Raw genomic sequence first — 23,071 nt, forward strand, 5'->3', positions numbered from 1 at the left:
CATGCGAAAACTGCCGCCGCTGAATGCGCTTAAATCTTTCGAAGCTGCAGCACGCCATTTGAGCTTTACTAAAGCAGCAGAAGAACTATTCGTAACCCAAGCTGCGGTGAGTCATCAAGTCAAAGCGCTGGAAGAATTTTTGCAAATTAAGTTGTTTATTCGGCGTAATCGAACGCTGTTGCTGACCGAAGAAGGGCAGGCGTATTACCTGCAGTTAAGAGATATTTTTGCGCAATTGATACAGGCGACTGACAAGTTAAGACTGGTCTCTGAGAAGGGTGCCTTGACCGTCTCAGTGCCACCGAGCTTTGCTATTTTGTGGTTCGTGCCCCGCTTGAGCAGTTTCCGCGAGGCGCACCCAGATATGGATATTCGTATCAAAGCCGTGGATGAAATTACCGGTTCACTCACCGATGATGTCGATGTCGCCATCTATTACGGCGATGGGCGGTGGCCTGGGATAAAAAGCTATCGCTTGCACAAAGAGTACTTATGGCCTGTGTGTTCACCGATTCTGGCAGAACGCATGAACGTAAAAACTCCCGCAGATCTACTCAAACATACGCTGTTACATGATGAAACGCGTAATGCATGGAACGACTGGTTTGAGATGGTGGGCGAGAGAAAGCCGATAAAAGATGGTGGACCCGTATTTAGCCACTCAAGTCTCGCATTACAGGCAGCGGTGCATGGGCAGGGCATTGCCTTGGCGAATCACGTTTTAGCTAAACCAGAAATTGATAGCGGACACTTGATACGTATTTTTCCTCAGGCGCTGCGACGTAATAAGGCATTTTATCTTGTCTGCCGTGACAATCAGTCAGAAATCGGTAAGATCGCCACCTTTCGCAACTGGATCATGCAATTGGTGCACGAAGAAGAACGCGCCTTCGAGTTAGAATCAGAATGAAGCATTTAAAGGGAACGACCTATCAAGTCGCGGGTGAGCGCAACACGCAACGCATCGTCTTTTTTCATGGCTCGGGGGGTGGCCCCGATACCCCTTTCATGCAATTTTTTACTGACCAGTGGCAAGCGCTTGGTTTTGAGATCGTACGCCCTGACTTTCCATACTGGCAAAAAGTCCGAGCAACTGGAGTTAAGCGTCCGCCGGATAGGATGGAACGTTTAGTAGAGCAAATGCAGATGTGGTTATCGGCGTTGCAGCAAGACGGTAAACCTACTTGGTTTGCAGGGAAGTCACTGGGAAGTCGGGTCATGTTACGACTGGCGGATGAATTTGAAGCGCAGGGTCAAATCGCGCTGGGCTTTCCATTTAATCCACCGGCTAAGCCCGAGCGCTCTCGCTTAGACGAGTTGGGGTATGCACGTAGTCCCGGATTAATTATCGAGGGGACGCGCGATCCATTTGCAAAACAGGTTCGCAATAGCGCGTTAATATTGCCGTCACATTGGCAGATTCAATGGCTTGAGGGCGCTGATCATGGGTTTGAACCGACTGCCGCTAAACGTCATTTACGTGAGCGCTTATGGCTTCAGGCGAGCCGACTTACTGAGGAGTTTTTAAAATGATGAGTCAGTTATTGATAATTATTGCAGCACTATATGGTGCGGTAGCGGTTGCACTCGGGGCATTCGCGGCACATGGGTTAAAGAGTCGATTGAGTGAACAGTTACTGACGGTATTTCAGACCGGTGTGACCTATCAGTTCTATCATACACTCGCGTTATTGCTGGCGGGATTATGGCTTCGGTTTGCCCCCTCACCATGGGTCGCGGCCGCGGGCATCTTCTGGGCGCTGGGTGTGGTATTATTCTCAGGAAGTTTATATGCGCTGGCGCTGACCAGCATCAAATGGTTTGGTCCGATAACACCGCTCGGTGGTTTGTTATTTATTTTGGGTTGGATTTGCTTATTAGTTGGAGCAGTTAAAGCATGAATGGATTGGTATTGCTGTGTCGTGCAGGTTTTGAAGGGGATTGTGCGGCAGAGATCCAAGAAAAAGCAGCCGCACTCGGTGTATATGGGTATTGCCAAACACAGGCCGATCAAGCCTATGTGGTTTATCATTGCCAAGCAGAGGAAGCGGATCATTTAGCCAAAAAATTACCATTAAAAGAACTCATCTTCACCCGCACGTTTTTTGTTCTTTTAGCAAGTGCTCAGCTTGCAGGTATTGAGGATCGTGTCAGTGTCGTAAAAGAAGCGTTAGAACCTCATAAAGAGTGGTTCGGGCTAGCGGGGGCGTTACGTGTAGAAACACCTGATAGCAATGAAGCGAACGCTATCGCTAAGTTTTGTCGTAAGTTTGCTGTCCCGTTACGCCAGGGCTTACGCGCTGTCGATTTGCTGAGCAAGAAGCCACTCGCGAAGCGTCCGTTTTTACATGTGTTTTTTGTTAATAAGGCGTACGCTTTATTGGGGTATTCCTACAGCTTCAATCAGAGTCCTTATGAAGAAGGGATTTTGCGTTTACGTATGCCATCTAATGGGCCGAGTCGTTCTACGTTGAAGTTAGACGAAGCATTTCATGTTTTCGTGCCAGAAGAGGAACGTGAGCAGCGAATTCAAGCCGGTATGCGTGCAGTCGACCTCGGTGCCGCACCGGGCGGTTGGACATATCAACTAGTACGTCGTGGCATGATGGTACAAGCCGTCGATAATGGCCCAATGGCGGACAGCCTAATGGAAACGGGTCAGGTAGAGCACATTCGTGAGGACGGTTTTAAGTATCGTCCCAAGCGTCGCAATGTCACTTGGCTTGTGTGCGATATGGTCGAAAAGCCTGCGCGGGTAGGTGAACTAATGACAGCCTGGCTGTTAGAAGAATACTGCAAAGAAGCAATATTTAATTTAAAGCTACCGATGCGTCAACGCTACGCCTCTGTAAAGCAGTATTTGGAACAAATAACCGAGCAATTGCAAGAGCAGGGTGAACGGAGTTTCGAAATTCAAGCCAAACATTTGTATCATGACAGAGAGGAAATCACGGTACACCTACGCTGGCTTTAACTAAAGCTGACAAATCGATGCTTTATGCGTAAGTCGCGCATTTCGCGCGACCTACGCCTCCTGAGCGCTATTGCACGGTTACATTCATCGATTATAAACGTTCGATAATAGCATCGGTGAAGTCAGTAGTACCATGACTACCACCTAAGTCACGCGTTGTACGATCACCGGATTCGATAACCTCAGCCAAGGCACGGGTAATTTTCTCTGCCGGCTCAGGCATTTCTAAATACTCAAGCATTTGCACCGCGGCTAAAATGACCGAGCTTGGGTTGGCTAGATTTTTACCTGCGATATCCGGCGCCGAACCGTGCACGGCTTCGAAAATTGCACAATCTTTGCCGATGTTAGCACCAGGCGCCATACCAAGACCGCCGACCAGACCTGCACAAAGGTCTGATAGAATATCGCCGAATAAATTAGTGGTGACCAACACGTCGAAGTCTTCTGGGTTCATGACCAAACGCATGCATGCTGCATCAACAATCATCTCGGCTGATTCAATATCCGGATATTCATCAGCGATTTCGCGGGCGACTTTTAGGAACAGTCCTGAAGTTGATTTTAAGATATTTGCCTTGTGTACCGCTGTCACTTTCTTACGACCTTCGCGGCGAGCGAGGTCATATGCAAAACGCACGATACGTTCAGCGCCAGCACGCGTGATTTTGCTCATTGCTTCCGCTTCAGAGCCGTCTTCGCTGACTTTTTGACCTAAACCTGAATACATGCCCTCAGTATTCTCTCGCACCGTGATAATATCGATATTGTCATAACGTGCTTGAGTACCTTTGAATGACTTCACTGGGCGTAAATTCGCGTACAGACCAAAGCGCTTACGCAAACTCACATTAATCGAAGTGAAGCCTTCGCCGACAGGGGTTGTTAATGGGCCTTTTAAGGTAACGCCGTTTTTAGCAATGGCGTCCAATGTAGCTTGTGGCAACAACTCACCCGTTTTCTCAAGCGCTGTAAGACCTGCGTCGACAAATTCATAGTCGAAGTCACAGCCTGCTTTTTCAAGAATGGCGAGTGCCGATTTGACGATATCGGGACCAATACCATCGCCTGGAATCACCGTGATTTTTCTGCTCATGTTCGTTCCTTATGCCTAGCTACTACATTAAATTAGGATTTTACGGATGTCGAAAGTCTAGCACTACAACCGCAGATGGACTAGCAGGTAGAATATTAGCTTGAGTGATTGTAATCATTCACTACACTAATGTTGACATCGAGCGGGCTGAAACTGTGGCACTTAGCGACGGCATCACGTTTAATTGTGTGCCACTTTTCCGAGCTGATGTCGAACTGTTGGATCAGCTTCGATTGCACGTTCGACCAACGTTTAGGTAGCGCGTGATGTGGATCGAATATTTCCTGCAGTAGAATGCAGCCGAGTAAGAATACCGCCTGCTGTTTGTTGGTTATCTCGGTTTGGAAACTGACCAATTGATTGACCTGCTCCGATAAGCCCCAGCGCTGTATTAACGTCTCACTGTGCTTCTGTTGCGCCGGTTCGGGTTTGACGCCCAGCAGACCAAACGCACTCAACGGGGTGTCAGGCTGTAGTTGTGGCCATTGGGTAGCGGTCGCAAGCGCAGGATGGTGAATCAGATCGATAGCAATGATTTGCGCAACCAGTTTTTCGCGCAAGGGCCAGGCGACATTGGTATGGTATTTGAGTTGATGCCACAACTCGACAAGTAATGATAGACGTTGCATTAGCGTTTCATGTAGCGGCACGCGATGACTATCGATATGCTGCTGTAAACTTGCTGAAGCCAAAATATGTGACGCACGCTGCGCACCCAAATACAAATAGGCATGCTTAGTCGACTTAAATGGCGCTGTTTGGGCATGCTCACTTGCACTCCTGATTAACGCTTCATGCAGCGCCGGTTGATGCTCAATAGCTTTAATAATAGGTGCCAATGCGCCACTTTGCGTAGCGTAACGCTTAATCGCCTTCAACAGCGTTTTGGGTGGTTTTAATGCTTCACGCTTGTACAAGGGGCTGTGTCGCTTCTGATCCACAACACGCGCTAACGTGTCTCCATCAATGCGATCGGGCATGGATGGCGGCAGCGCCTCAGCCAGCGGCCAGTAGTAAGGGTGTCGTTTGCCTGTTAGTAGTTTGCTCAAAATACCTTTACCATCCAAGCCGAGTTGGTACTGTGCGAGCCTTAAAGACCAATCAACAAGATAATAGGCATAGTGGTGCGATGTGGCAGATTCATCTAAACATGCTTTAAGTAGGGGGGATTGCAGTCGGTTGACGTTTTTTAGCGGTGCAGGTAACGAACGAATCATCGTTGCTGTCATCAGCAAACGGCGGAACGAGGTCGCAAGTCCTAGCTTATCAGCCACCTGAAACATATTGATTGCGCTTTGTAACGCAAGGCTGTAAGCCATTTTCTGCACGCGGTGCTCACTTGACCAAAGGACAAAATAATCTGGCCACTGATATTCGCTGAGCTCATATTCAAGGTTTTTACAGTGAGCGTAGAGATCAACGGCAGTAGGGTGGTTAAGTGTAGGACGAAACGAAGTTAAAAAGGCTTCTAGACGACTCATTGGGTGCCTTTATAACTGTCGTAAGCGCCAGACCCCCACGCCGTCAATTGATTATCTTCGAACAAGAGCGCGGTGCACTCATCTTTCGTGGTGATGCCATCAGAAGTCACATGGTGCGTGCGGTAGAACAACACATGGAGGTCACCTTGTGAGGTTTCTTTAGCTTCATTGATATCAGGTGAACCGAGCATACGGATCACCTGATCTTTAGACATACCTAATTCGAGCTGACCAATTTGCATTGCATTGTAAGTTTCTCGTTCTTGCCATTTCATATCGGCTGGGTCAGCTTGATAAAAGACTTTTACCAAGCCCAACACAGCGATATAACCGACAATTCCGACAATAAATACCAAAGCCAGCTTGCGCATTAAATTAATCCGTTATGACTTTGTAACACGGGTGGTAGACAGAGCCTGGAAGCTTCATGCGACCTTGTTCTACAAAGGCTCTTAATAATTCGTCTAGGCGTTTCATCAGACTTTGTTCACCGTGAATACTAAACACACCGTGTTTGCGTATCTGACGAATACCTTCGTCTTTTACATTGCCCGCAACGATAGCTGAGAAGGCACGACGTAAGTCTGCCGCCAGACGCTCTTTGGGTTGATCCGGATGAAGGTTCAACGCTGCAACATTTTCATGAGTCGGACTGAAAGGGCGTTGAAACTCTTCGTTGATTTTCAAGGTCCAGTTGAAATAATACGCATCGCCTGAATCACGGCGGTATTGTTTAACTGCGGCCATACCGGCATGCATGTGCTGAGCGACAGCGGCTGGATCATCAATAATTATTTTGTAAAGTTGACGCGCCTCATCACCAATGGTTGCGCCGATGAATTCGTCAAGTGCTTCGAAATAATCTCGTGATGACTCAGGGCCGGTTAAAATAACCGGTAGGCTTTGGCGCTGATTGTCAGGGTGCATTAAGATACCCAACAAATACAGCAGCTCCTCCGCAGTACCTGCGCCACCTGGGAAAATAACAATACCATGAGCACAGCGAACAAACGCCTCTAGACGCTTCTCGATGTCGGGTAATATAACAAGCTCATTAACGATCGGGTTAGGAGGCTCGGCTGCGATAATCCCCGGTTCTGTTAAACCTAAATAACGACCGCCTTCAACACGTTGCTTGGCGTGTCCGATGGTTGCACCCTTCATTGGCCCTTTCATAGCGCCTGGACCACAGCCAGTACAGATGTTCAGTCCACGCAAACCCACGTGATAACCGACTTCTTTGGTGTACTTATACTCGGTTTCGTTAATTGAATGCCCGCCCCAGCAAACCACCATGTTGGGCTCTTCTTGCGGGCGTAACGTCCGTGCGTTACGTAAAATATCAAACACGACATGTGTTAACGTTGCGCTATCAGCTTGTTCTAAATCGGTTTCTGAATAGCGCTCACCGGTGAACAAAATGTCGCGTAGCACAGACTCAAGCAGCTCGCGTATACCGACAATGACTTCGCCATCAACAAAGGCTTCTTCGGGTGGTTCAATGAGTTCTAGTTTAATGCCGCGCTCACGACGAATAATGTTAACTTCAAAGTCTTTATAACTGTCATAAATATCTGCCGAGCTATCGGTGTGACTACCGGCGTTCAGTACGGCTAAACAGCAGTTACGAAAAAGCTTATATAGTTGACTGTTGGATGATGCTTTTAATCGTTCGATTTCTAATTGTGATAGCAGGGACATACTTCCCTGAGGTGAGATACTTGCTTTCATTACTTATTTCTTACTCCTAAACAATTTGCCTCAATCTGATACAGCGCTGGCGAGCACAATTTTATTCCTGCCGGTTCTCTTAGCCTCGTATAGTGCTTTGTCGGCTGCATCAAATAATGAGGTTAACGATTGGTTGACTTGCTGTAACTCAGCGATCCCAACCGATACGGTGATCCTAATATCTTCTGATCTAAATTTGAAAGGGATATTACGGATACGATCGCACGCTTTCTCTAAACGTGCTTGCGCGTCGCTAATCGATGTATTGGGGAAGAGTATTACGAACTCTTCGCCACCGTAACGACACACAAAATCTGCTTCATTGACTGCCTTTCTTAACATACTTGCAATCACTTGTAACGTTTTATCGCCTGCGCTATGGCCAAAATTGTCGTTGATCCGTTTAAAAAAGTCGATATCTAATACGGCAATACTCAACGGTTCTCGTGTACGCTTGAAGCGTTGTTCTTCAACACTCATACGCTCTTCGAGCGCTGCTCGATTAGGCAGTTTAGTAAGACTGTCCTGTAAACTTTTAAATTTTTGCTCCGCCAATTTTTGTTTGTAGTGGTGCACTTGCTGCTCGAAGTGGGTCAGCTTGCTTGTCAGTTTTGATGTTGTACGTTCAAACTGCTGTCTTTCCTTATTCTCCAGCGCCAATTTCTCTTGCAGTGTTTCATTGAGGCGACTCAAGTGGCCTGCCACTTCTTGTTTAAGTGTTTCTAGATGCTGTGCTCCCTGTACAGAAGCGTTTAATTGATCAACATTTGATTTGAGTTGCTGATTAAGCATCGAGTTATCTTTTTCGTAGTGGCTACGCTCCTGCACACTCTGGCTTAATGTGCCTTGAACGGCCCCTAAGGTCTGTGAGATCTCAAGTAAGAAATTTTGAGCAGACTGACGTTCTAAATTGACACCGTCGATAATGGTCTCAAGCAAACTGACCATAGCCGTTAGTAACTCGCTGGTACTCAACTTTCCTTTAAGCTGTCGTGTGAGCGCAACAAGTTGTTTCTCCGTCGAGCCGGTAAACTCTAACTGGGCAATCAGTTTAACTACGATTTTTTGCTCTTGGCTGTAATCTTGCTTGGGTTGTTCAACGATATTATGGCCTAAACGCTGGCAGTATTTTAATAGACTGATCAGCAGTGGCATATAATGGATGATCGACACATGTTGAGACTGGGTTGAGTCAATAATGCGTTGTAGCTCTGCGCGACTTTCTTGACTCAGCGCTGGTTGTTTTTTTAACCAGGCAATGGCCTCGATCGTGGCTTCATGAGATGCCTTTAAATTACGTTGTACATGATGAGTAACCGACTGAATGTGAGTTTCGGATTCAGCCATAACGGGCTTTAATTGCTCCATGCCACTGTTTCGTTGTAGCAAACCACGTAACTTTGTCAGCGAACTATCGAGGTTTTGGTCTAAGCCCCCGCATGCATAAGAGAGTTGTGTGAGCATGTTTGAAAAGTGAGTCCAATCGTGTTGGTATTCGTCTTCGAGCTGTTTGCGCGACTGGATGGTTTGGTTGAGTCGCTTTTCAAGAATTGCTAGTTTTTCTTCGGCCGAATTCGATTGATTCAAAACTCACTCTCGCACAGGGTATCTTTTCTGGTCATACGTTCATTGTATACCATAGGATTGTAAATATTCGATGAAAGCAGGTAAAAATTTATTTTTGCGTATCTCATTAAACGGTAAAAACTGCCCTCTAATCGCACAGACTCCCGCTTAACGCCACATCATGCTACGCTTAGCTCGCTTATCTACTATTAAAAACTAGAACAAGAGAACTCATCATAAGGAGTTAACGTGTTTAAGAAATCTTTATTAGCGCTCGCCGTTTGCGCATCAACATCGGTTTGGGCTGATGTTGACTATCACATTGATTTGACCGAACCGACTCATCATACCGGTCAAGTGGATATTGTGTTTCCCGATGTTGAAAGCAATTATATCGACGTCAAGATGCCTGCTTGGCGTACTGGCTATTATCGTATATTAAATCTCGCCAATGGCGTGCGTGATTTTGCTGCCACTTCAGAAGAGGGTGAGACGTTAAACTGGGAAAAAATTGATAAAAGCACGTGGCGCATTCATTTGCCTGAGTCGGCACAAGGGGATGATGTCAAAGTTAACTATCAAATTTATGCGAATCAGCTAGGACGTCGTAGCCGCCATATCGATGACTCGCACGCGTATTTGGATGCCTCTGCGGTGTTTATGTATGCTGATGCTTACCGTGCTGAGCCCGTTACGGTTAGTCTTGATGTGAAAGAAGGGTGGCGCAGTGTATCAGGCATGGAAAACCAAGGTGCGCATACGTTTGTTGCGGATAACTGGGATATCCTAGTTGACTCGCCGATCGAGACCGGAATCAATGAGCTTTATAAGTTTACTGTGGACGATCGTAACTACGAAGTCGTCTTTTGGGGCGAAGGTAATTACGATGCTGAAAAAACCGTCGACGATTTAGAAAAACTGGTGCAACAGTCGCAAAATATTTGGCAAGGTCACCCCTATCAGCGTTATGTCTTTATGATCCACGCAACGTCAGGTGCCGGTGGTGCGACCGAACATCGCAACTCGACCATCATCCAGCGACCACGGTACAGTTATGCAAGCCGAGATGATTACCTTAGCTTCTTATCAACCGCCTCTCACGAACTGATCCACACTTGGAACGTTAAAGCGTATCGCCCCGAGGCTTTGGTTCCTTATGATTATCAGAAAGAAAATTACACGGATCTTTTCTGGCTGGCTGAAGGCTCAACAAGTTATTTCCAAAACCACTTGTTGATGCAAGCGGATATTATGACAACGGATGAATATTTCGAACGTGTGGCTTCGAGCATTGAGCGTTACTACGGTAAACCCGGGCGCGAAATTATGTCGGTAGCAGAAGCTTCGTTTGAAGCGTGGAGTGACCAATACGGTGATCGCGCTCACAACTTCTCAGTGAACATTTACTCAGAAGGCGCGATGGTGTCATGGTTGTTAGATCTGGCGTTAATTGAACGCACCGATGGTGAAGTGACTTATCGCGATGTTCATAATGCACTTTATCAGCGCTTTGATGCCGATGAAGAAGGGTTTAATAGCGACGATGTCGTCGCTATTTTAGATGAGTTGACTGGCCAGTCGTGGCAGCAATGGTGGGATGAACATGTTAATTCGCCGGCTGCTAATATTCAGTTTGACGAATTGTTGAATACTGTCGGTATGAAACTCACATTTGCTTCAGCTGATGAACAAAAACCGTGGGCCGGTTGGCATGGTAAAGCAGCAGCTGAGGGTATTGAACTGGTTCAAGTAGAGCGAGGTTCGCCTGCTTGGGAGGCCGGCTTTACTCCAGGCGATGTGGTGGTTGCGTATGATGGCAAGCGCGCTGCAGGCGGACGCTTCGACGAAGCACTCCAAGAGCGCGAAGTTGGCGACACAGTCGAAGTCACATTCTTCCGTCGTGACCAACTTCATACCGCTGAATTAGTGCTGGGTGAGGAGCAACATGCAGGTGCGAAAATTGAGCCGGTAGAGCAACCTTCTGCTAAGCAGAAAGCGCGCTTCTTACAGTGGCTACAAATTCCACACCCGAATGCCAGCTAAGCCTACTGCCTCGCAAGGCGCTGCCCTAAGGGTGGCGCCTTTTCAAAATTAGAACGGAACGGATTAATATCCAGACCACCTCGACGCGTGTAACGGGCGAAAACAGTCAGTTGCGTAAAGCCCAAGCGGTGTAAATCCATAAAAATGCGTTCCACACACTGCTCGTGAAACTCATTATGGCGACGAAAGCTGATCAAATAACGCAATAAACTGGCTTTATCAATGCGTGGCCCCGTGCCATGGATAAACACTGACCCCCAATCCGGCTGATTAGTGATCAAACAGTTTGATTTGAGTAAATGGCTATGTAAGTTCACCGACTCGACAACTTGTGGATCGACTTCAAGTAAATTCGGCTGATAGTCATAGGTGTCAATTTCTATGTCTTGCGCGTCAATGCATTCACCCGGAAAGTCGGCGATTGGGGTGTGAGTATATTCATTCAATGAGCTAAGACTCACCATGACCTCGGCACCGGCGCAGGCGGACAAATCGTGCTGCATGATATCCGCAACGGTTTGCCAATCTTCAAACCGGCTCTCGTTAAAGCTATTCAAATAAAGTTTAAATGACTTTGACTCAATTAAGTTAGGGCTATCACAGGGCACAGAAAATTCAGCAATAGCGACTTGCGGTAAGCCTTTAGTGTTCAACCAAGAAACTTCATACCCGGTCCAGTCGTCTTGACCATTGAACGGGAGCGGTTGAGTTATCCCTATGGGTGTGCGATTCAGTTCGCGAGCAACAGCATGTAACTGGCTCGGATCGTAAGTGGTCGGGTAATCAGTCGCTTTACCCAGATTCAAGTGAGCGAGCGGGTCGCTTTTTTGCATTGATGCACTCCATGGTAAACTAAATAAACGACACTATTTTACGCTGTTAAAAGGAAATGCACCAGATGAACCCTGTATCCACTGAGCGCGCCGTGAGCGGTTTATTAGAGCGTTACATCGAAGTCATCCCAGAGCCCAAAACCGAGTGGGTTGAAGAATGGGATGCTGAGATATATCAACAACGGATGGGTGAAGAACAGGTTATTTGGCGACCTATAAGACGTGATGAGTCACAAGATTTTACTGCGCTCGAGTCGGCATTAGGTATATCGTTTCATGACAGCGTGAAACGATTATTTGGCGATTGGTTTAGTGGTGACCTTAGTCTCATCTTTACCCACGATGAGACAACCCAACCAATAAGTTTTGAATTGCTGATGCCGCAATGCCTCGAAGATGCCGATCGGTTGCTGCAAAATCTGACGGGTCACATATTGATGAAGCGCAAATTGAAGCAGCCTATCACGATTTTTATCGGTATTTTACATGAGCACGACGATTGTCTGGTCTCGGTCGATAACTCCACAGGAGAGGTCGCACTTGAATGGTTAGGAAAGCTACAGCACCAAACCTTAGCGGTCGATCTCGCTACCTTTTTGTCACATTGTCAGCCATATTGTGGTGAAAATGACTAATTATTAGGGCTTAAATACCGTTAGGAAAATTATATAACCAATAAAAACATAGTGTTACAGCTTTGGCCTGCTTTTTGCTTTAATTGTCGTGAGTGCGCCAATTAGCACAATTTATAAAATAACTAAAAATCGGAGATTGATAATGGAATTCAGAAAGCTTGCATTGATTGGACTTGCGGGGATGATGACGCTGTCACTATCGGGATGCATTGTTGTCAGTGAGCCTAGTTGGGATAAAGACGATCCGCAGTATGATCAAATTCACGATGAGCGGGGCAACCGTCAGGCGATCGCTAAACTTGCCTTAAACGCGGATTTTGAATCAGTTCGTAACAATCTCGGCACGCCTGATTTCAGTGAACGTTGGATTGAGGACGATAATGAGTACCAAGTCCTTTTTTACCGCACGCAGCGTGTCCACGCAGACGGTATGACCACAAAAGATGAGTGTACTCCGATTGTTTTCAAAAATGGCGCGTTGATTGGTACGGGTCAGATGGCACTCGACAAGGTAATGTAATCGGAGTAGGTTGGTGATAGCGCACTACTTAAAAGGAGAGCTGCTATGCCAACCGAAGTTGCCGTATCAACACAGGACGTTGAGCTTGTAGAACTGGATGTATGCCAGCTCAATAGCGTAGCGTCCTTATTGTTTCAAACCTACCAAAACGATGCGCTGATGCAGCGTATCTTCCAAGTCGATAAAGCGGATTATGAAAAGCGTTTACGAGCAGCGATCCGCGAAGAGCTGATCGCTCAATGGGACAATGAACAGCCCATTATCGCGGCCATGCACGACGATGCGCTACTAGGCGTAGTGTGTCTGTCAAAAGTTGAACAGCAGTTTGGACCAACCAGTCGTTGGAATTGGTACATTTCGATGTTACTCACAGCAGGTTGGGTAAGCACACGTTATGTATTGGAAAAAGAACGCCAAATTAAGTCCTTGCTTAAAGACCAGCCTTGTTATTTGATTTCTTTCATTGGCGTCGCCGAACAGTATCAGCAGCAAGGAATCGGACGGCTATTATGTCAAGCTGCGCTGCAGGAAAGTGTCGAACGCGGTAACGTTAAGCAGTTAGCGGTATTTATTTCTGACCAGCAACAGCATCAGTTTTTCAAGCATTGTGGGTTTTCTCAGCAGCACGCGCTCGACGTTCATGACGTACCTGGCGCACTGCTTACCCTCGCCGTCGACTAACTAGGCTCACGAAAAGGCGGCAGGTCGACGGCGATCAATTGGCTGTTATGCAAGGTCAAGGTTCCTTCATAACGTGAAGTACCATCGCTGCTAAAGCCCATAATAAAACAGCTTCGCCAGCCCGGTTGACGACCTTTAAAAGACCAGCGCGTGCTGACCTTTTCTAAATCTAACATTTGCAGCCGTTGTTGCTTGCAATACCAAAGCGCGTGTTGATAAGCGTGCTCTGTTTGACGTCGATGTTGCCAGAATAACCAAGCAACACATAACAATAATAAAAACAACAGGACATCGAATAGAGTAATCATGATGTTTGCCGAGCCTTAAGTTGAAGTAGCTGCTGTTTTACCTCTGCTGATATATCATTTTGGGCTATTTTACGCAGTACTAAAGGGCGTAATTCTGGCAATGACGCAGCGTCTTCAAATAGCGCTTGAAACCATGGCTGTTCAAGCTCAGCAATGCGCTCAAGGTAGCACTCAAGCAACTCATTATGTTGTAGAGCGGGCCACAAACGAGCGCCTAATACTGTTAAAGTATTGGCATCGACGGGTTGCTTTAACAACGTCAGTAATACTTTTTGTAGGCGCTTATCGTTGCTTGTGCTCGCTAGCGCGCGAAGGGCGTACAAAGCCCGTGTTTCGTTTGCTTCCGTCAATTCATTCAGGTAGAAGTCGCGTAACTTTGCGGGTATTGAATGTTGCTCTAACGCTTCCGCGAGATAGCGTTGTACTGTGGGCGCATAATCTGTGTAACGCTCAGTAATCGCGGTTGCCAATTCAGGCAGATTCATCAAACGAGCGGCACAATCATGCAATCCTTGTACGCCGATATGCTGCCAATCAGAGTGCTTACCCATCAAGTACTCAAATGTAGTATCAAAGTATTGACTCGGCGCCGCTTGTCGCTGAGTTGAGATACGTGCGTGTAGCGCTGCGCGTTGAGTTTCGCTCGGAGTGAACAAGTAGGGGTTATGCTTTAGCTGCTCCTCTTGCTCTTCGGTTAGCGCATCAGTGATTTGCTGACCTAATGCGGATACAACATATTCAAGATATTGGTCGCGCGCTGCAAGGTTCAAAAGTCCGCGCTCATCGAGTGGAAACTTTAAGAACCAAAGATAGTCCTGCTGAGGTTCACTTTTATGACGAAACAGAATAGCCAAGTGCGCGTGATGAGCAAGCGGAAATGGGTGAGGCTGCTGTTGATGTTCAATCGCAGCAAACGTCTCCAATGAAATTTCGCTGAGTCGACGACCTAGATCGAAGACCTGAAACTCGGTGTTACCTGCTGCTAAAAACTCACCAATGGTTGCTATCTTATCAGTCACTAAACTTCTCCGCGCTTGAATTTCATTCAATTTTCAATCAGTATTGTCGCCATTATATCGGTTATCAAACCTAATGTGGTAATGGAGTCTCCGATGGAGCAGTATCAAAAAGCGGCTCGGCTACTCGATCGTATTGAGCGAGAATTGAACAGCTTGGGCCTCTGGCAATCCGACCAGCCGCCAGTCGACGCGCTGGATAGCCAGCAACCTTTCGCCATGGATACCCTCGAGTTTCATCAATGGCTGCAATTCATCATGATACCGCGAATGTGGTCATTGATCGATGCAAAGCAACCGTTACCTGACTCGATCGCGGTCAGTCCGATGGCAGCACACTCTTATCGCAATGCGATCGAACAACATGAGCAACTCATCGAATTAATTCGTGAATTTGATGTCCTGTTAAGCGGCTCAGATCCGCTGCAAGACGATGTCTGACTCCGAGCTATTGACTATCGTCTATCAAGACGAATACCTCGTGGTAATCGACAAGCCCAGCGGTTTATTGGTGCATCGTAGTTGGATCGCCTCGGACGCAAAACAGTTCGCTATGCAAATGCTCCGAGACCAACTCGGGCAACATGTTTTTCCTGTGCACCGACTTGACCGACCTACATCTGGGGTATTGGTGTTCGCGCTGTCTTCGGAGATAGCACGTGCGCTTAACGAACAGTTTGCCGAGCGTGATATTAAAAAAACCTATCACGCCGTTGTACGGGGTTATGTCGATGATGCTGGCATTATCGATTATGCGCTAAAAGAAGAGCACGATAAAATTGCTGATAAACAGGCACAAGCCGATAAGCCAGCTCAGGATGCTGTCACAGAATACATGTGTATTGACCGCGTAGAGCTTCCTTTCAAGGTCAGTAAAAAACATGATACGAGCCGCTACTCATTGGTGAAACTCATGCCTAAAACAGGGCGTAAGCATCAGTTACGTCGGCATATGTCGCACATTAGACATCCAATTATTGGCGATACACGGCATGGGGAAGGGCGACACAATCGTTTTTTCCGAGATCACTTTGACTGTCACCGCTTATTATTGGCAGCCACCGCAATCGAATTTCGACACCCAGTGACAGCCGAACAGCTGAGTATTGAGATTGAGATTCCAGACATACTAAAACGCCCGTTTCATCAGTAACGGGCGCTTAGTTAGTACAAATAGATGTTATTCTGCGCTGCGCAAGAGTGCATTAATACCAACCTTTGCGCGTGTTTTAGCATCGACACGTTTCACAATGATCGCAGCGTAAAGGCTGTGTGAACCATCAGCCGAAGGTAATGCGCCAGGTACAACAACAGCGCCTGCAGGCACACGTCCGTAAATAATTTTGTCGTTCTCACGGTCGTAGATACGCGTGCTTTGACCGATATAAACGCCCATTGAAATAACTGCACCTTCCTCAACAATAACGCCTTCGACGATTTCTGAACGCGCACCGATGAAGCAGTTATCCTCAATAATGGTGGGATTGGCTTGTAATGGTTCAAGAACTCCGCCAATACCTACGCCGCCGGATAAATGTACATTTTTACCAATTTGTGCACAAGAACCCACCGTTGCCCAAGTATCTACCATGCTGCCGTCGCCGACATAAGCGCCAATATTCACGTAACTTGGCATGACAACGACATTGCGACCAATAAAGGCACCCTTACGAACCATGGCGGGGGGGACAACACGCATACCCTCAGCGCGGAATCGAGCGCTGTCGTAGTCGGCGAATTTCGCTGGCACTTTGTCCCAAAAACGGGTTTCGCCGCCTTCGATAAGATCGTTGTCGTTCAGTCTGAATGATAACAACACCGCCTTTTTTAGCCATTGGTGGACGATCCATTCGCCGGCTACTTTTTCCGCCACACGCAATTCACCGCGATCGATTTCATCAATGATGTAGCGAACGACTTCGCGTAGTTCATCATCGTCGGTACGGGGAGAAATTTGGTCACGCTGCTCAAAGGCATCATTAATTAACTTTTTATACTTTTCGAACGACATGTTTGCCTCGTTATCCATCTAAATCTTTAATAATTTGTTGTTTAAGCGTCAATTTCTGCTCGTCTGAAAGCGCCTCTCCACGATTCGAAGAAACAATAAATAAATCTTCTGCTTGTTCACCGATAGTCGTGATTTTGGCAGCCAATAAACTAACATCTAAACGCTGTAAAATAGCAGCCAAGCGAGCAACTAACCCCGGTCTATCCAGCGCCACCAATTCGAAAGTGGTGCGCCCACGGTGTTTCGCAGGCAAGAAATTCACTTGAGTCTTAACGCTAAAATTCTTCAACCGACGTGATAGCGGCCGATTATTTTTTGGTACTTTACGACGCTTGTGTAACACGTCGAGTAAGTGTTGTTTGACCTCTTCAATGCGACGTGCCTCGGTCAAGGGTTTACCATTTCGCTGCAACAACACGAAAGTATCCATCACAAAACCATCTCGAGTTGCCAAGATTTGCGCGTCTAAGATATTCAACTGTTGGCTGTCAAGCACGCCCGCCACGGCAGCAAAAAGATGCCCCTCGTCGTGGTGATAGACGAACAGCTCGGTTGTACCGTAGTTGTTTTCATCACCAATTAAAATTAATGGAAGTTCATCATCTTTAAGTTGCAAAATATGCTGGGAGTGCCAACTAATTTGCTCCGCGGTGTGACGGAAAAAATAGTCTGCAGTAAAGCGCCCCCAAAGCGCAAGAATGGCTTCTTTTTGATAACCGCCGCTCAGCAACAAAGCCATTGCGTTGGCTTTATTTTGCTGGATTTTATCACGCACGTCGAGCGTTGGTTTACTACTGTTTTGTTCTAATAAATAACGAGTAGCGTTATACAGCTCCTCGAGTAAGGTTGCTTTCCAGTTATTCCACAGCGAATGGTTAGTCGCGCGAATATCAGCTACGGTGAGGCAATAGAGAAAGTCGAGCCGTTCGACCGTATCAACAATATTGGCGAATTCCTGAATTACTTCTGGATCGTGAATATCGCGTTTTTGTGCAGTGACCGACATGGTTAAATGGTGCTCGACTAGCCAACTAATTAAATCGCTATCCGATTGACTGTAGCGATGCTGCAGGCAAAAGTTGCTGGCATCCATCGCACCGAGTTCAGAGTGATCACCACCGCGACCTTTGGCAATGTCGTGGAAGATTCCAGCTAGATATAAGCAGTGTCGGCGTGCCATTTGCGCGACACGTTCCTCACACAGGGGAAACTGTCCCGCATACTCTGGATCGGAGAAACGGTATAAGTTGCGTACTAAACGAAACGTATGTTCATCGACCGTGTAAGCATGAAACAGATCAAATTGCATTTGTCCGACAATTTGTTGCCATTGAGGTAAGTAGCTTGCTATGACGCCATGATGGTGCATTAAGGCAAAGGCACGTCCACAACCTGCTGGATGCTCAATCAGTCGCTTGAACCAAAAGCGGCAATCGGGGTCATAGCTTAGTGGCTCACTTAGCTGTGCACGTGAATTGCGTAACTGGCGAATAGTATGCGAGTGGATACCTTCAATCTCTGGGTTTTCAGCGATAATGACAAATGCTCGAATAAGTTGGCTATGGTCTTCGAACACCTCATCATGGCGAGCACTGAGTAAGTGCTGATTAATGGCAAAATGCTCATCAATATCGACGGTATGATGCAGATCTTGCGGATTGAGGATGGCTTGCTGAAAAAACTGCAGCAACATTTGATTTAACTCGCTGACACGAAGTACCACTTTAAAGTAATCCTTCATCATCAGCTCTACCGAATGTTTACCCTCGTTACCGTAACCCAAACGCACTGCAACACCGGGTTGAAAATCAAACAGCAGACGGTCTTCACGTTTGCCCACCTCGAGGTGCAAGGCAAAACGAATACGCCAGAGCCAATTCATGCATTCGCGTAACTCAACGAATTCATCGGCGGTCATGTAACCAAATTCGACCAAGCTCTCGTCCGAATGAGTTTGGAAATGACGTTTGGCAATCCAGCCGATGGTTTGAATGTCGCGCAGTCCGCCAGGGCTCGATTTAATATTAGGCTCAAGATTGTAAGACGTACCGTGGTATTGTTGGTGACGTTGCTTTTGTTCATCGAGTTTTGCTTGATAGAAATCGCGACTTGACCAAGGGAACTGAGCGAGTAGTTGGTGCTCGTAGTCGCGGATGAGCGCTTCATCACCAGTGACAGGACGGCTTTCGATTAGGTTTGTTGCAGTGGTGATGTCTTCTGCGGCAGCGCTCAAGCATTGTGATACGGTGCGCACAGAATGGCCGACATCAAGGTGTAAATCCCACAAAAATGTGACAAATTCGGACACCGCGCAGCGACTGAGCGTGTCTTCACAATCGACCAATATCAATAAGTCGATATCGGAGCCCGGATGCAATGTATGCCGACCATAGCCACCCACGGCAATCAGCGCCATGGGTTCATCGGTGAACTCAAAACGTTGCCAAAGCTCAGCTAATAGTTGATCAAAAAACTGTGCACGATGGTGGATCAATTCATCGATATCAGCTGTGACAAAATGCCCCTCAGACCACCGATGATAATGAGCAATGAGCTCGCGATAGGCACTGGCCTCAAACGGCATGTCTGAGGTCGGCCAGTGTGCATAAAAGTCCGCTTGCTCAGTGTTCATCGTGTTATTCGCTATGTTTAATTACACGTGGCAAATCGGTTTCCTCTTCGCGTAATGTTAATACTTCGACACCATCTTCGGTCACTAGTAATGTATGTTCCCATTGCGCGCTCAGGCTGCGATCTTTAGTGAGCACTGTCCATCCATCTTTCATTAATTTAGTATGGCGTTTACCTGCATTAAGCATAGGCTCAATGGTAAAACACATACCGGGTTCTAACACCTCGCCGGTACCCGCTTTGCCATAATGGAGTACTTGTGGCTCTTCATGGAATACTGCGCCGATACCGTGACCGCAGTACTCCCTCACAATAGAGTAGTTGTGTTGCTCAGCAAACTTTTGAATCACCTCGGCGAAATCACCCAAACGAATACCGGGCTTGACCATCTTAATCGCTTTATAAAGCGACTCTTGTGTTGTGCGAACAAGGCGATCAGCCAAAATAGACGGTTTGCCCACGATAAACATCTTTGATGTGTCGCCGTGATAGCCATCAAGCTTAACGGTGACATCGATATTCATGATGTCGCCTTCTTTTAATTTTTTAGGGCCAGGGATACCGTGGCACACACAATGGTTTACCGAAGTACAAATCGATTTTGGGAAGCCGTGATAATTAAGGGGTGCGGGGTACGCATTGTGCGCAACAATGTAGTCGTGACAGATCTGATCCAACTCTTCGGTTGTGACCCCCGGCTTCACGTACTCACCAATCATTTCTAATACACTGGCGGCTAAGCGACCCGCAGCGCGCATCTTCTCGATTTCTTCTGGCGTTTTTATCGATATACTCATTAAATACGGTCTCTTAAATTAGCTACTTTTTTAATCGTATACGCAGTCTACCAATTTAAGCGCCGCTTAGCCATGTTGTGATGCGGATCGGCGCCTGCCTTTTTAGTCTATTGTGATTGCGCCGTAACGCAGGATGTGGTATAAAATGCGCGCTTTTTGAAAGCAAAAATTCACTTTAAATTTAAACCACACATATATCGACACATATCACGGGGTGCCCAAGCGGGTCGTGCTATGGGGTATATGGAGGCTTAACCCCTATAAAAGGAAAAGTATTATGGCAAACGTGTCAATGCGTGACATGCTGAAAGCAGGTGTCCACTTCGGTCACCAAACTCGTTTCTGGAATCCAAAAATGAAGCCATTCATTTTTGGCGCTCGCAACAAGATCCACATCATCAACCTTGAAAAAACGGTGCCTATGTTCAACGATGCGTTGAGCTATATGCAACACGTTGCTTCAAACAAAGGTAAAATCTTGTTCGTTGGTACTAAGCGCGCAGCTGCTGAGCCTGTCAAGGAAGCAGCATTGAGCTGTGGTCAGTACTTCGTAAATCACCGTTGGTTAGGTGGTATGTTGACTAACTGGAAAACAGTTCGTCAATCAATCAAGCGTTTGAAAGATCTTGAAACTATGAGCCAAGACGGTACTTTCGACAAGCTAACCAAGAAAGAAGCGTTGGTTAACACCCGCGAAATGGAAAAGCTTGAAAAAGGCCTTGGCGGTATCAAAAACATGGGCGGCTTGCCTGACGTATTGTTCGTAATCGACGCTGATCACGAGCACATTGCGATTAAAGAAGCAAACAACTTAGGTATTCCAGTTGTTTCTGTTGTTGATACTAACTCAGATCCAGATGGCGTTGACTACGTTATCCCAGGTAACGATGACGCAATCCGCGCAGTACAATTGTATTTGAATGCTGCAGCAGACGCGATCAAAGAAGCTAAATCAGCGCCAGTAGAAGCTAAAGACGCTGACGATTTTGTTGAAGCTACCGAATAATTGAGGATCTAACCATGGCAATTACTGCTGCTCAGGTAAAAGAACTTCGCGAGCGCACAGGCGCTGGTATGATGGACTGCAAGAAAGCATTGCAAGAAGTTGACGGCGACATGGAAGCTGCAATCGAGCTAATGCGTAAAAGCGGTCAAGCAAAAGCGGCTAAGAAAGCCGGTCGTGTTGCGGCTGAAGGCGTTATCTTGGTTAAGTCTGAAGGCAATCAAGCGACACTCGTTGAGCTTAACTGCGAAACTGACTTCGTCGCACGCGATGATAGTTTCTTGGCATTTGGCGAGAAAGTTATCAACGCAGCGTTCGCTAGCAAAGAAAACGATGTCGAACAGTTGAAAGCAACTGACATCGGCGGCGAAACTGTTGAAAAAACCCGTGAAGACCTTGTTGCTAAAATCGGCGAAAACATGAACGTACGTCGTGTTAAGACGATTGAAGAAGGCAACACTGTTGCTACTTATACTCACGGTGCACGTATTGGTGTAGCTGTTGCATTAAATGGCGGTGACGAAGACTTAGCGCGCGACTTGTGTATGCATGTTGCTGCGAGCAGTCCTCAGTTCGTTAAGCCTGAAGATGTTGACGCTGAAGTCGTTGAAAAAGAACGCGCTATTCAGGTTGATATCGCAATGCAAAGCGGTAAGCCAAAAGAAATCGCTGAGAAAATGGTCGAAGGTCGTATGCGTAAATTTACTGGCGAGATCAGCCTGACTGGTCAGCCGTTCGTAAAAGACCCTTCAATGACTGTTGGCGAATTGCTTAAGCAAGCGGGTGCAGACGTAGTTACATTCGTACGCTTTGAAGTGGGCGAAGGTATTGAGCGTAAAGAAGAAGATTTTGCTTCTGAAGTACAAGCTCAAGTGGCGGCGGCAAGCAAGGGTTAATTCTTTGTGCCAGGGTCCACAACCCCAATGTGAGTAATAGAAACCGCGTCTTGAGCGTTCAGGACGCGGTTTTTTTTAGAAAAATGGATATTGAGAGGCAAGCATGAGTACCCACCCAAAACCAACATATCGACGTATTCTTTTAAAACTCAGCGGTGAAGCGTTAATGGGCGATGAGCCTTTTGGCATCGACGCAAAAGTTCTGGATCGCATGGCTCAAGAAATTAAAGAGCTGGTTGAACTCGGGGTTCAGGTCGGACTCGTCATCGGTGGTGGTAATTTATTCCGCGGCGAAGGCCTCGCAAAAGCCGGAATGAACCGAGTGGTTGGTGACCACATGGGAATGCTTGCAACAGTAATGAATGGTTTAGCAATGCGTGATGCGCTGCACCGCGCTTTTGTCAATGCGCGTTTGATGTCAGCGATTGAACTGACTGGCGTGTGCGACAGCTATAACTGGGCCGAAGCCATTAGCTTACTTAAATCAGGGCGTGTCGTTATTTTCTCAGCGGGTACCGGCAACCCATTTTTTACTACCGACTCTGCGGCGTGCTTACGCGGCATTGAGATCGAAGCTGACATTGTACTAAAAGGTACTAAGGTTGATGGTGTATACTCTGACGATCCCGTCAGTAATCCCGATGCTACGTTGTATCGCCATATTAATTATCAAGATGTGCTTCAGCAGCAGTTAAAAGTGATGGACCTTGCCGCCTTTACACTGGCACGTGATCATGAATTACCGATTCGTGTCTTTAACATGAACAAACCGGGTGCATTGAGATCCGTGATTCTAGGCGAAGAAGAAGGTACACTAATTAGCAAAGACGCTGAATAATCGAAATAGAA

24 protein-coding genes are annotated in these 23,071 nt (G+C 46.9%); 13 read left to right on the forward strand and 11 right to left on the reverse strand.

The genetic code is table 11. The features are described from left to right. The first annotated feature begins 1 nt into the window (after position 1). The 4 genes from BFR57_RS09080 to rlmM are packed head-to-tail and all read left to right on the forward strand — an operon-like array spanning position 2 to position 2,974. Positions 2 to 910: a transcriptional regulator GcvA gene (locus BFR57_RS09080; protein ID WP_071463647.1), complete on the forward strand. Its 909-nt coding sequence runs from the start codon at positions 2 to 4 to the stop codon at positions 908 to 910. After that, positions 907 to 1,533 (forward strand): alpha/beta family hydrolase, encoded by a 627-nt coding sequence (locus tag BFR57_RS09085; protein ID WP_071463648.1) that lies wholly within the window; start codon positions 907 to 909, stop codon positions 1,531 to 1,533. The genes BFR57_RS09080 and BFR57_RS09085 overlap by 4 nt, the downstream gene beginning before the upstream one ends. Continuing rightward, positions 1,530 to 1,901 carry a DUF423 domain-containing protein gene (locus BFR57_RS09090; RefSeq protein WP_006955280.1) on the forward strand — a complete coding sequence of 124 codons (372 nt, stop codon included), beginning with the start codon at positions 1,530 to 1,532 and terminating at the stop codon, positions 1,899 to 1,901. Before BFR57_RS09085 ends, BFR57_RS09090 begins: the two co-directional genes overlap by 4 nt. Next, positions 1,898 to 2,974: a 23S rRNA (cytidine(2498)-2'-O)-methyltransferase RlmM gene (gene rlmM, locus BFR57_RS09095; protein ID WP_006955281.1), complete on the forward strand. Its 1,077-nt coding sequence runs from the start codon at positions 1,898 to 1,900 to the stop codon at positions 2,972 to 2,974. Before BFR57_RS09090 ends, rlmM begins: the two co-directional genes overlap by 4 nt. Positions 2,975 to 3,065: 91 nt before the next feature. On the opposite strand, the gene BFR57_RS09100 is transcribed toward rlmM, so the two are convergent. From BFR57_RS09100 to BFR57_RS09120, 5 genes are all read right to left on the reverse strand, one after another. Then, positions 3,066 to 4,070, reverse strand: a complete 1,005-nt coding sequence (locus BFR57_RS09100; RefSeq protein ID WP_071463649.1) for an isocitrate dehydrogenase — start codon at positions 4,068 to 4,070, stop codon at positions 3,066 to 3,068. Positions 4,071 to 4,165: 95 nt separating this feature from the next. Then, the gene (locus BFR57_RS09105) at positions 4,166 to 5,551 is read right to left on the reverse strand and encodes a hypothetical protein (RefSeq protein ID WP_071463650.1); all 1,386 of its coding nucleotides are present in this window, start codon (positions 5,549 to 5,551) and stop codon (positions 4,166 to 4,168) included. Then, positions 5,548 to 5,922, reverse strand: a complete 375-nt coding sequence (locus tag BFR57_RS09110) for a DUF3192 domain-containing protein (RefSeq protein WP_071463651.1) — start codon at positions 5,920 to 5,922, stop codon at positions 5,548 to 5,550. Before BFR57_RS09110 ends, BFR57_RS09105 begins: the two co-directional genes overlap by 4 nt. 4 nt (positions 5,923 to 5,926) lie before the next feature. Next, on the reverse strand, positions 5,927 to 7,282 hold the full coding sequence (gene ppnN / locus BFR57_RS09115) for a nucleotide 5'-monophosphate nucleosidase PpnN (protein ID WP_071463652.1): 1,356 nt from the start codon (positions 7,280 to 7,282) through the stop codon (positions 5,927 to 5,929). 30 nt (positions 7,283 to 7,312) lie between these two features. Then, complete coding sequence (locus BFR57_RS09120; protein ID WP_071463653.1) at positions 7,313 to 8,869, reverse strand: GGDEF domain-containing protein; 1,557 nt, start codon at positions 8,867 to 8,869, stop codon at positions 7,313 to 7,315. Between the two features lie 228 nt (positions 8,870 to 9,097). On the opposite strand from BFR57_RS09120, the gene BFR57_RS09125 reads away from it, so the two are divergent. Further along, a complete protein-coding gene (locus tag BFR57_RS09125) occupies positions 9,098 to 10,891 on the forward strand; it encodes a M61 family metallopeptidase (RefSeq protein ID WP_071463654.1) in 1,794 nt (597 codons plus the stop codon). Between the two features lie 2 nt (positions 10,892 to 10,893). On the opposite strand, the gene queF is transcribed toward BFR57_RS09125, so the two are convergent. Further along, positions 10,894 to 11,724 (reverse strand): NADPH-dependent 7-cyano-7-deazaguanine reductase QueF, encoded by an 831-nt coding sequence (gene queF / locus BFR57_RS09130; RefSeq protein WP_071463655.1) that lies wholly within the window; start codon positions 11,722 to 11,724, stop codon positions 10,894 to 10,896. A gap of 65 nt (positions 11,725 to 11,789) precedes the next feature. Here queF and BFR57_RS09135 point away from each other — a divergent pair, with 65 nt between their 5' ends. The 3 genes from BFR57_RS09135 (at position 11,790) to BFR57_RS09145 (ending at position 13,560) form a co-directional block, all read left to right on the forward strand. Beyond that, entirely contained in the window at positions 11,790 to 12,359 is a 570-nt protein-coding gene (locus BFR57_RS09135; RefSeq protein WP_071463656.1) for a SecY-interacting protein Syd, read from the forward strand. A gap of 142 nt (positions 12,360 to 12,501) precedes the next feature. After that, entirely contained in the window at positions 12,502 to 12,879 is a 378-nt protein-coding gene (locus tag BFR57_RS09140) for a DUF3192 domain-containing protein (RefSeq protein ID WP_071463657.1), read from the forward strand. A gap of 45 nt (positions 12,880 to 12,924) precedes the next feature. Next, on the forward strand, positions 12,925 to 13,560 hold the full coding sequence (locus BFR57_RS09145) for a GNAT family N-acetyltransferase (RefSeq protein WP_071463658.1): 636 nt from the start codon (positions 12,925 to 12,927) through the stop codon (positions 13,558 to 13,560). Here BFR57_RS09145 and BFR57_RS09150 read toward each other — a convergent pair. Both BFR57_RS09150 and BFR57_RS09155 read right to left on the reverse strand, forming a co-directional pair. After that, positions 13,557 to 13,868 (reverse strand): DUF3301 domain-containing protein, encoded by a 312-nt coding sequence (locus BFR57_RS09150; protein WP_171903956.1) that lies wholly within the window; start codon positions 13,866 to 13,868, stop codon positions 13,557 to 13,559. The two genes, BFR57_RS09145 and BFR57_RS09150, sit on opposite strands and share 4 nt — an antisense overlap. After that, positions 13,865 to 14,887 carry a DUF3549 family protein gene (locus BFR57_RS09155; RefSeq protein WP_071463659.1) on the reverse strand — a complete coding sequence of 341 codons (1,023 nt, stop codon included), beginning with the start codon at positions 14,885 to 14,887 and terminating at the stop codon, positions 13,865 to 13,867. The genes BFR57_RS09150 and BFR57_RS09155 overlap by 4 nt, the downstream gene beginning before the upstream one ends. 93 nt (positions 14,888 to 14,980) lie before the next feature. Between BFR57_RS09155 and BFR57_RS09160 the strand changes: the two genes are divergently transcribed. Both BFR57_RS09160 and truC read left to right on the forward strand, forming a co-directional pair. Then, positions 14,981 to 15,325, forward strand: a complete 345-nt coding sequence (locus BFR57_RS09160; RefSeq protein ID WP_071463660.1) for a YqcC family protein — start codon at positions 14,981 to 14,983, stop codon at positions 15,323 to 15,325. Beyond that, complete coding sequence (gene truC, locus BFR57_RS09165; protein WP_071463661.1) at positions 15,318 to 16,037, forward strand: tRNA pseudouridine(65) synthase TruC; 720 nt, start codon at positions 15,318 to 15,320, stop codon at positions 16,035 to 16,037. The genes BFR57_RS09160 and truC overlap by 8 nt, the downstream gene beginning before the upstream one ends. 27 nt (positions 16,038 to 16,064) lie before the next feature. Here the strand turns inward: truC and dapD are convergent, their stop codons facing one another. From dapD to map, 3 genes are read right to left on the reverse strand one after another with little or no spacing between them, the layout of a single operon-like run. After that, positions 16,065 to 16,895 (reverse strand): 2,3,4,5-tetrahydropyridine-2,6-dicarboxylate N-succinyltransferase, encoded by an 831-nt coding sequence (dapD, locus tag BFR57_RS09170; RefSeq protein ID WP_071463898.1) that lies wholly within the window; start codon positions 16,893 to 16,895, stop codon positions 16,065 to 16,067. Positions 16,896 to 16,905: 10 nt separating this feature from the next. Beyond that, the gene (glnD, locus tag BFR57_RS09175; protein WP_143441068.1) at positions 16,906 to 19,527 is read right to left on the reverse strand and encodes a [protein-PII] uridylyltransferase; all 2,622 of its coding nucleotides are present in this window, start codon (positions 19,525 to 19,527) and stop codon (positions 16,906 to 16,908) included. 4 nt (positions 19,528 to 19,531) lie between these two features. Continuing rightward, entirely contained in the window at positions 19,532 to 20,323 is a 792-nt protein-coding gene (gene map, locus BFR57_RS09180; RefSeq protein WP_071463662.1) for a type I methionyl aminopeptidase, read from the reverse strand. Positions 20,324 to 20,600: 277 nt separating this feature from the next. Here map and rpsB point away from each other — a divergent pair, with 277 nt between their 5' ends. The 3 genes from rpsB to pyrH all read left to right on the forward strand — a co-directional run bounded on the left by rpsB (position 20,601) and on the right by pyrH (position 23,060). Next, complete coding sequence (rpsB, locus tag BFR57_RS09185; protein WP_071463663.1) at positions 20,601 to 21,329, forward strand: 30S ribosomal protein S2; 729 nt, start codon at positions 20,601 to 20,603, stop codon at positions 21,327 to 21,329. Between the two features lie 14 nt (positions 21,330 to 21,343). Next, positions 21,344 to 22,222: a translation elongation factor Ts gene (gene tsf / locus BFR57_RS09190; RefSeq protein WP_006955307.1), complete on the forward strand. Its 879-nt coding sequence runs from the start codon at positions 21,344 to 21,346 to the stop codon at positions 22,220 to 22,222. A gap of 103 nt (positions 22,223 to 22,325) precedes the next feature. Further along, positions 22,326 to 23,060 (forward strand): UMP kinase, encoded by a 735-nt coding sequence (pyrH, locus tag BFR57_RS09195; protein ID WP_006955308.1) that lies wholly within the window; start codon positions 22,326 to 22,328, stop codon positions 23,058 to 23,060. Positions 23,061 to 23,071 lie beyond the last annotated feature (11 nt).

It is taken from the genome of Idiomarina sp. MD25a (genome assembly GCF_001870515.1).
In the GTDB taxonomy this organism is placed as follows: Bacteria; Pseudomonadota; Gammaproteobacteria; order Enterobacterales; family Alteromonadaceae; genus Idiomarina.

What these genes read in the sequence shown, in the direction of transcription:
- BFR57_RS09080 (WP_071463647.1), top strand. Translation starts at nt 2, where the DNA reads ATGCGAAAACTGCCGCCGCTGAATGCGCTTAAATCTTTCGAAGCTGCA.
- BFR57_RS09085 (WP_071463648.1), top strand. Translation starts at nt 907, where the DNA reads ATGAAGCATTTAAAGGGAACGACCTATCAAGTCGCGGGTGAGCGCAAC.
- BFR57_RS09090 (WP_006955280.1), top strand. Translation starts at nt 1,530, where the DNA reads ATGATGAGTCAGTTATTGATAATTATTGCAGCACTATATGGTGCGGTA.
- rlmM (WP_006955281.1), top strand. Translation starts at nt 1,898, where the DNA reads ATGAATGGATTGGTATTGCTGTGTCGTGCAGGTTTTGAAGGGGATTGT.
- BFR57_RS09100 (WP_071463649.1), bottom strand. Translation starts at nt 4,070, where the DNA reads ATGAGCAGAAAAATCACGGTGATTCCAGGCGATGGTATTGGTCCCGAT.
- BFR57_RS09105 (WP_071463650.1), bottom strand. Translation starts at nt 5,551, where the DNA reads ATGAGTCGTCTAGAAGCCTTTTTAACTTCGTTTCGTCCTACACTTAAC.
- BFR57_RS09110 (WP_071463651.1), bottom strand. Translation starts at nt 5,922, where the DNA reads ATGCGCAAGCTGGCTTTGGTATTTATTGTCGGAATTGTCGGTTATATC.
- ppnN (WP_071463652.1), bottom strand. Translation starts at nt 7,282, where the DNA reads ATGAAAGCAAGTATCTCACCTCAGGGAAGTATGTCCCTGCTATCACAA.
- queF (WP_071463655.1), bottom strand. Translation starts at nt 11,724, where the DNA reads ATGCAAAAAAGCGACCCGCTCGCTCACTTGAATCTGGGTAAAGCGACT.
- BFR57_RS09135 (WP_071463656.1), top strand. Translation starts at nt 11,790, where the DNA reads ATGAACCCTGTATCCACTGAGCGCGCCGTGAGCGGTTTATTAGAGCGT.
- BFR57_RS09140 (WP_071463657.1), top strand. Translation starts at nt 12,502, where the DNA reads ATGGAATTCAGAAAGCTTGCATTGATTGGACTTGCGGGGATGATGACG.
- BFR57_RS09145 (WP_071463658.1), top strand. Translation starts at nt 12,925, where the DNA reads ATGCCAACCGAAGTTGCCGTATCAACACAGGACGTTGAGCTTGTAGAA.
- BFR57_RS09150 (WP_171903956.1), bottom strand. Translation starts at nt 13,868, where the DNA reads ATGATTACTCTATTCGATGTCCTGTTGTTTTTATTATTGTTATGTGTT.
- BFR57_RS09160 (WP_071463660.1), top strand. Translation starts at nt 14,981, where the DNA reads ATGGAGCAGTATCAAAAAGCGGCTCGGCTACTCGATCGTATTGAGCGA.
- truC (WP_071463661.1), top strand. Translation starts at nt 15,318, where the DNA reads ATGTCTGACTCCGAGCTATTGACTATCGTCTATCAAGACGAATACCTC.
- dapD (WP_071463898.1), bottom strand. Translation starts at nt 16,895, where the DNA reads ATGTCGTTCGAAAAGTATAAAAAGTTAATTAATGATGCCTTTGAGCAG.
- glnD (WP_143441068.1), bottom strand. Translation starts at nt 19,527, where the DNA reads ATGAACACTGAGCAAGCGGACTTTTATGCACACTGGCCGACCTCAGAC.
- map (WP_071463662.1), bottom strand. Translation starts at nt 20,323, where the DNA reads ATGAGTATATCGATAAAAACGCCAGAAGAAATCGAGAAGATGCGCGCT.
- rpsB (WP_071463663.1), top strand. Translation starts at nt 20,601, where the DNA reads ATGGCAAACGTGTCAATGCGTGACATGCTGAAAGCAGGTGTCCACTTC.
- tsf (WP_006955307.1), top strand. Translation starts at nt 21,344, where the DNA reads ATGGCAATTACTGCTGCTCAGGTAAAAGAACTTCGCGAGCGCACAGGC.
- pyrH (WP_006955308.1), top strand. Translation starts at nt 22,326, where the DNA reads ATGAGTACCCACCCAAAACCAACATATCGACGTATTCTTTTAAAACTC.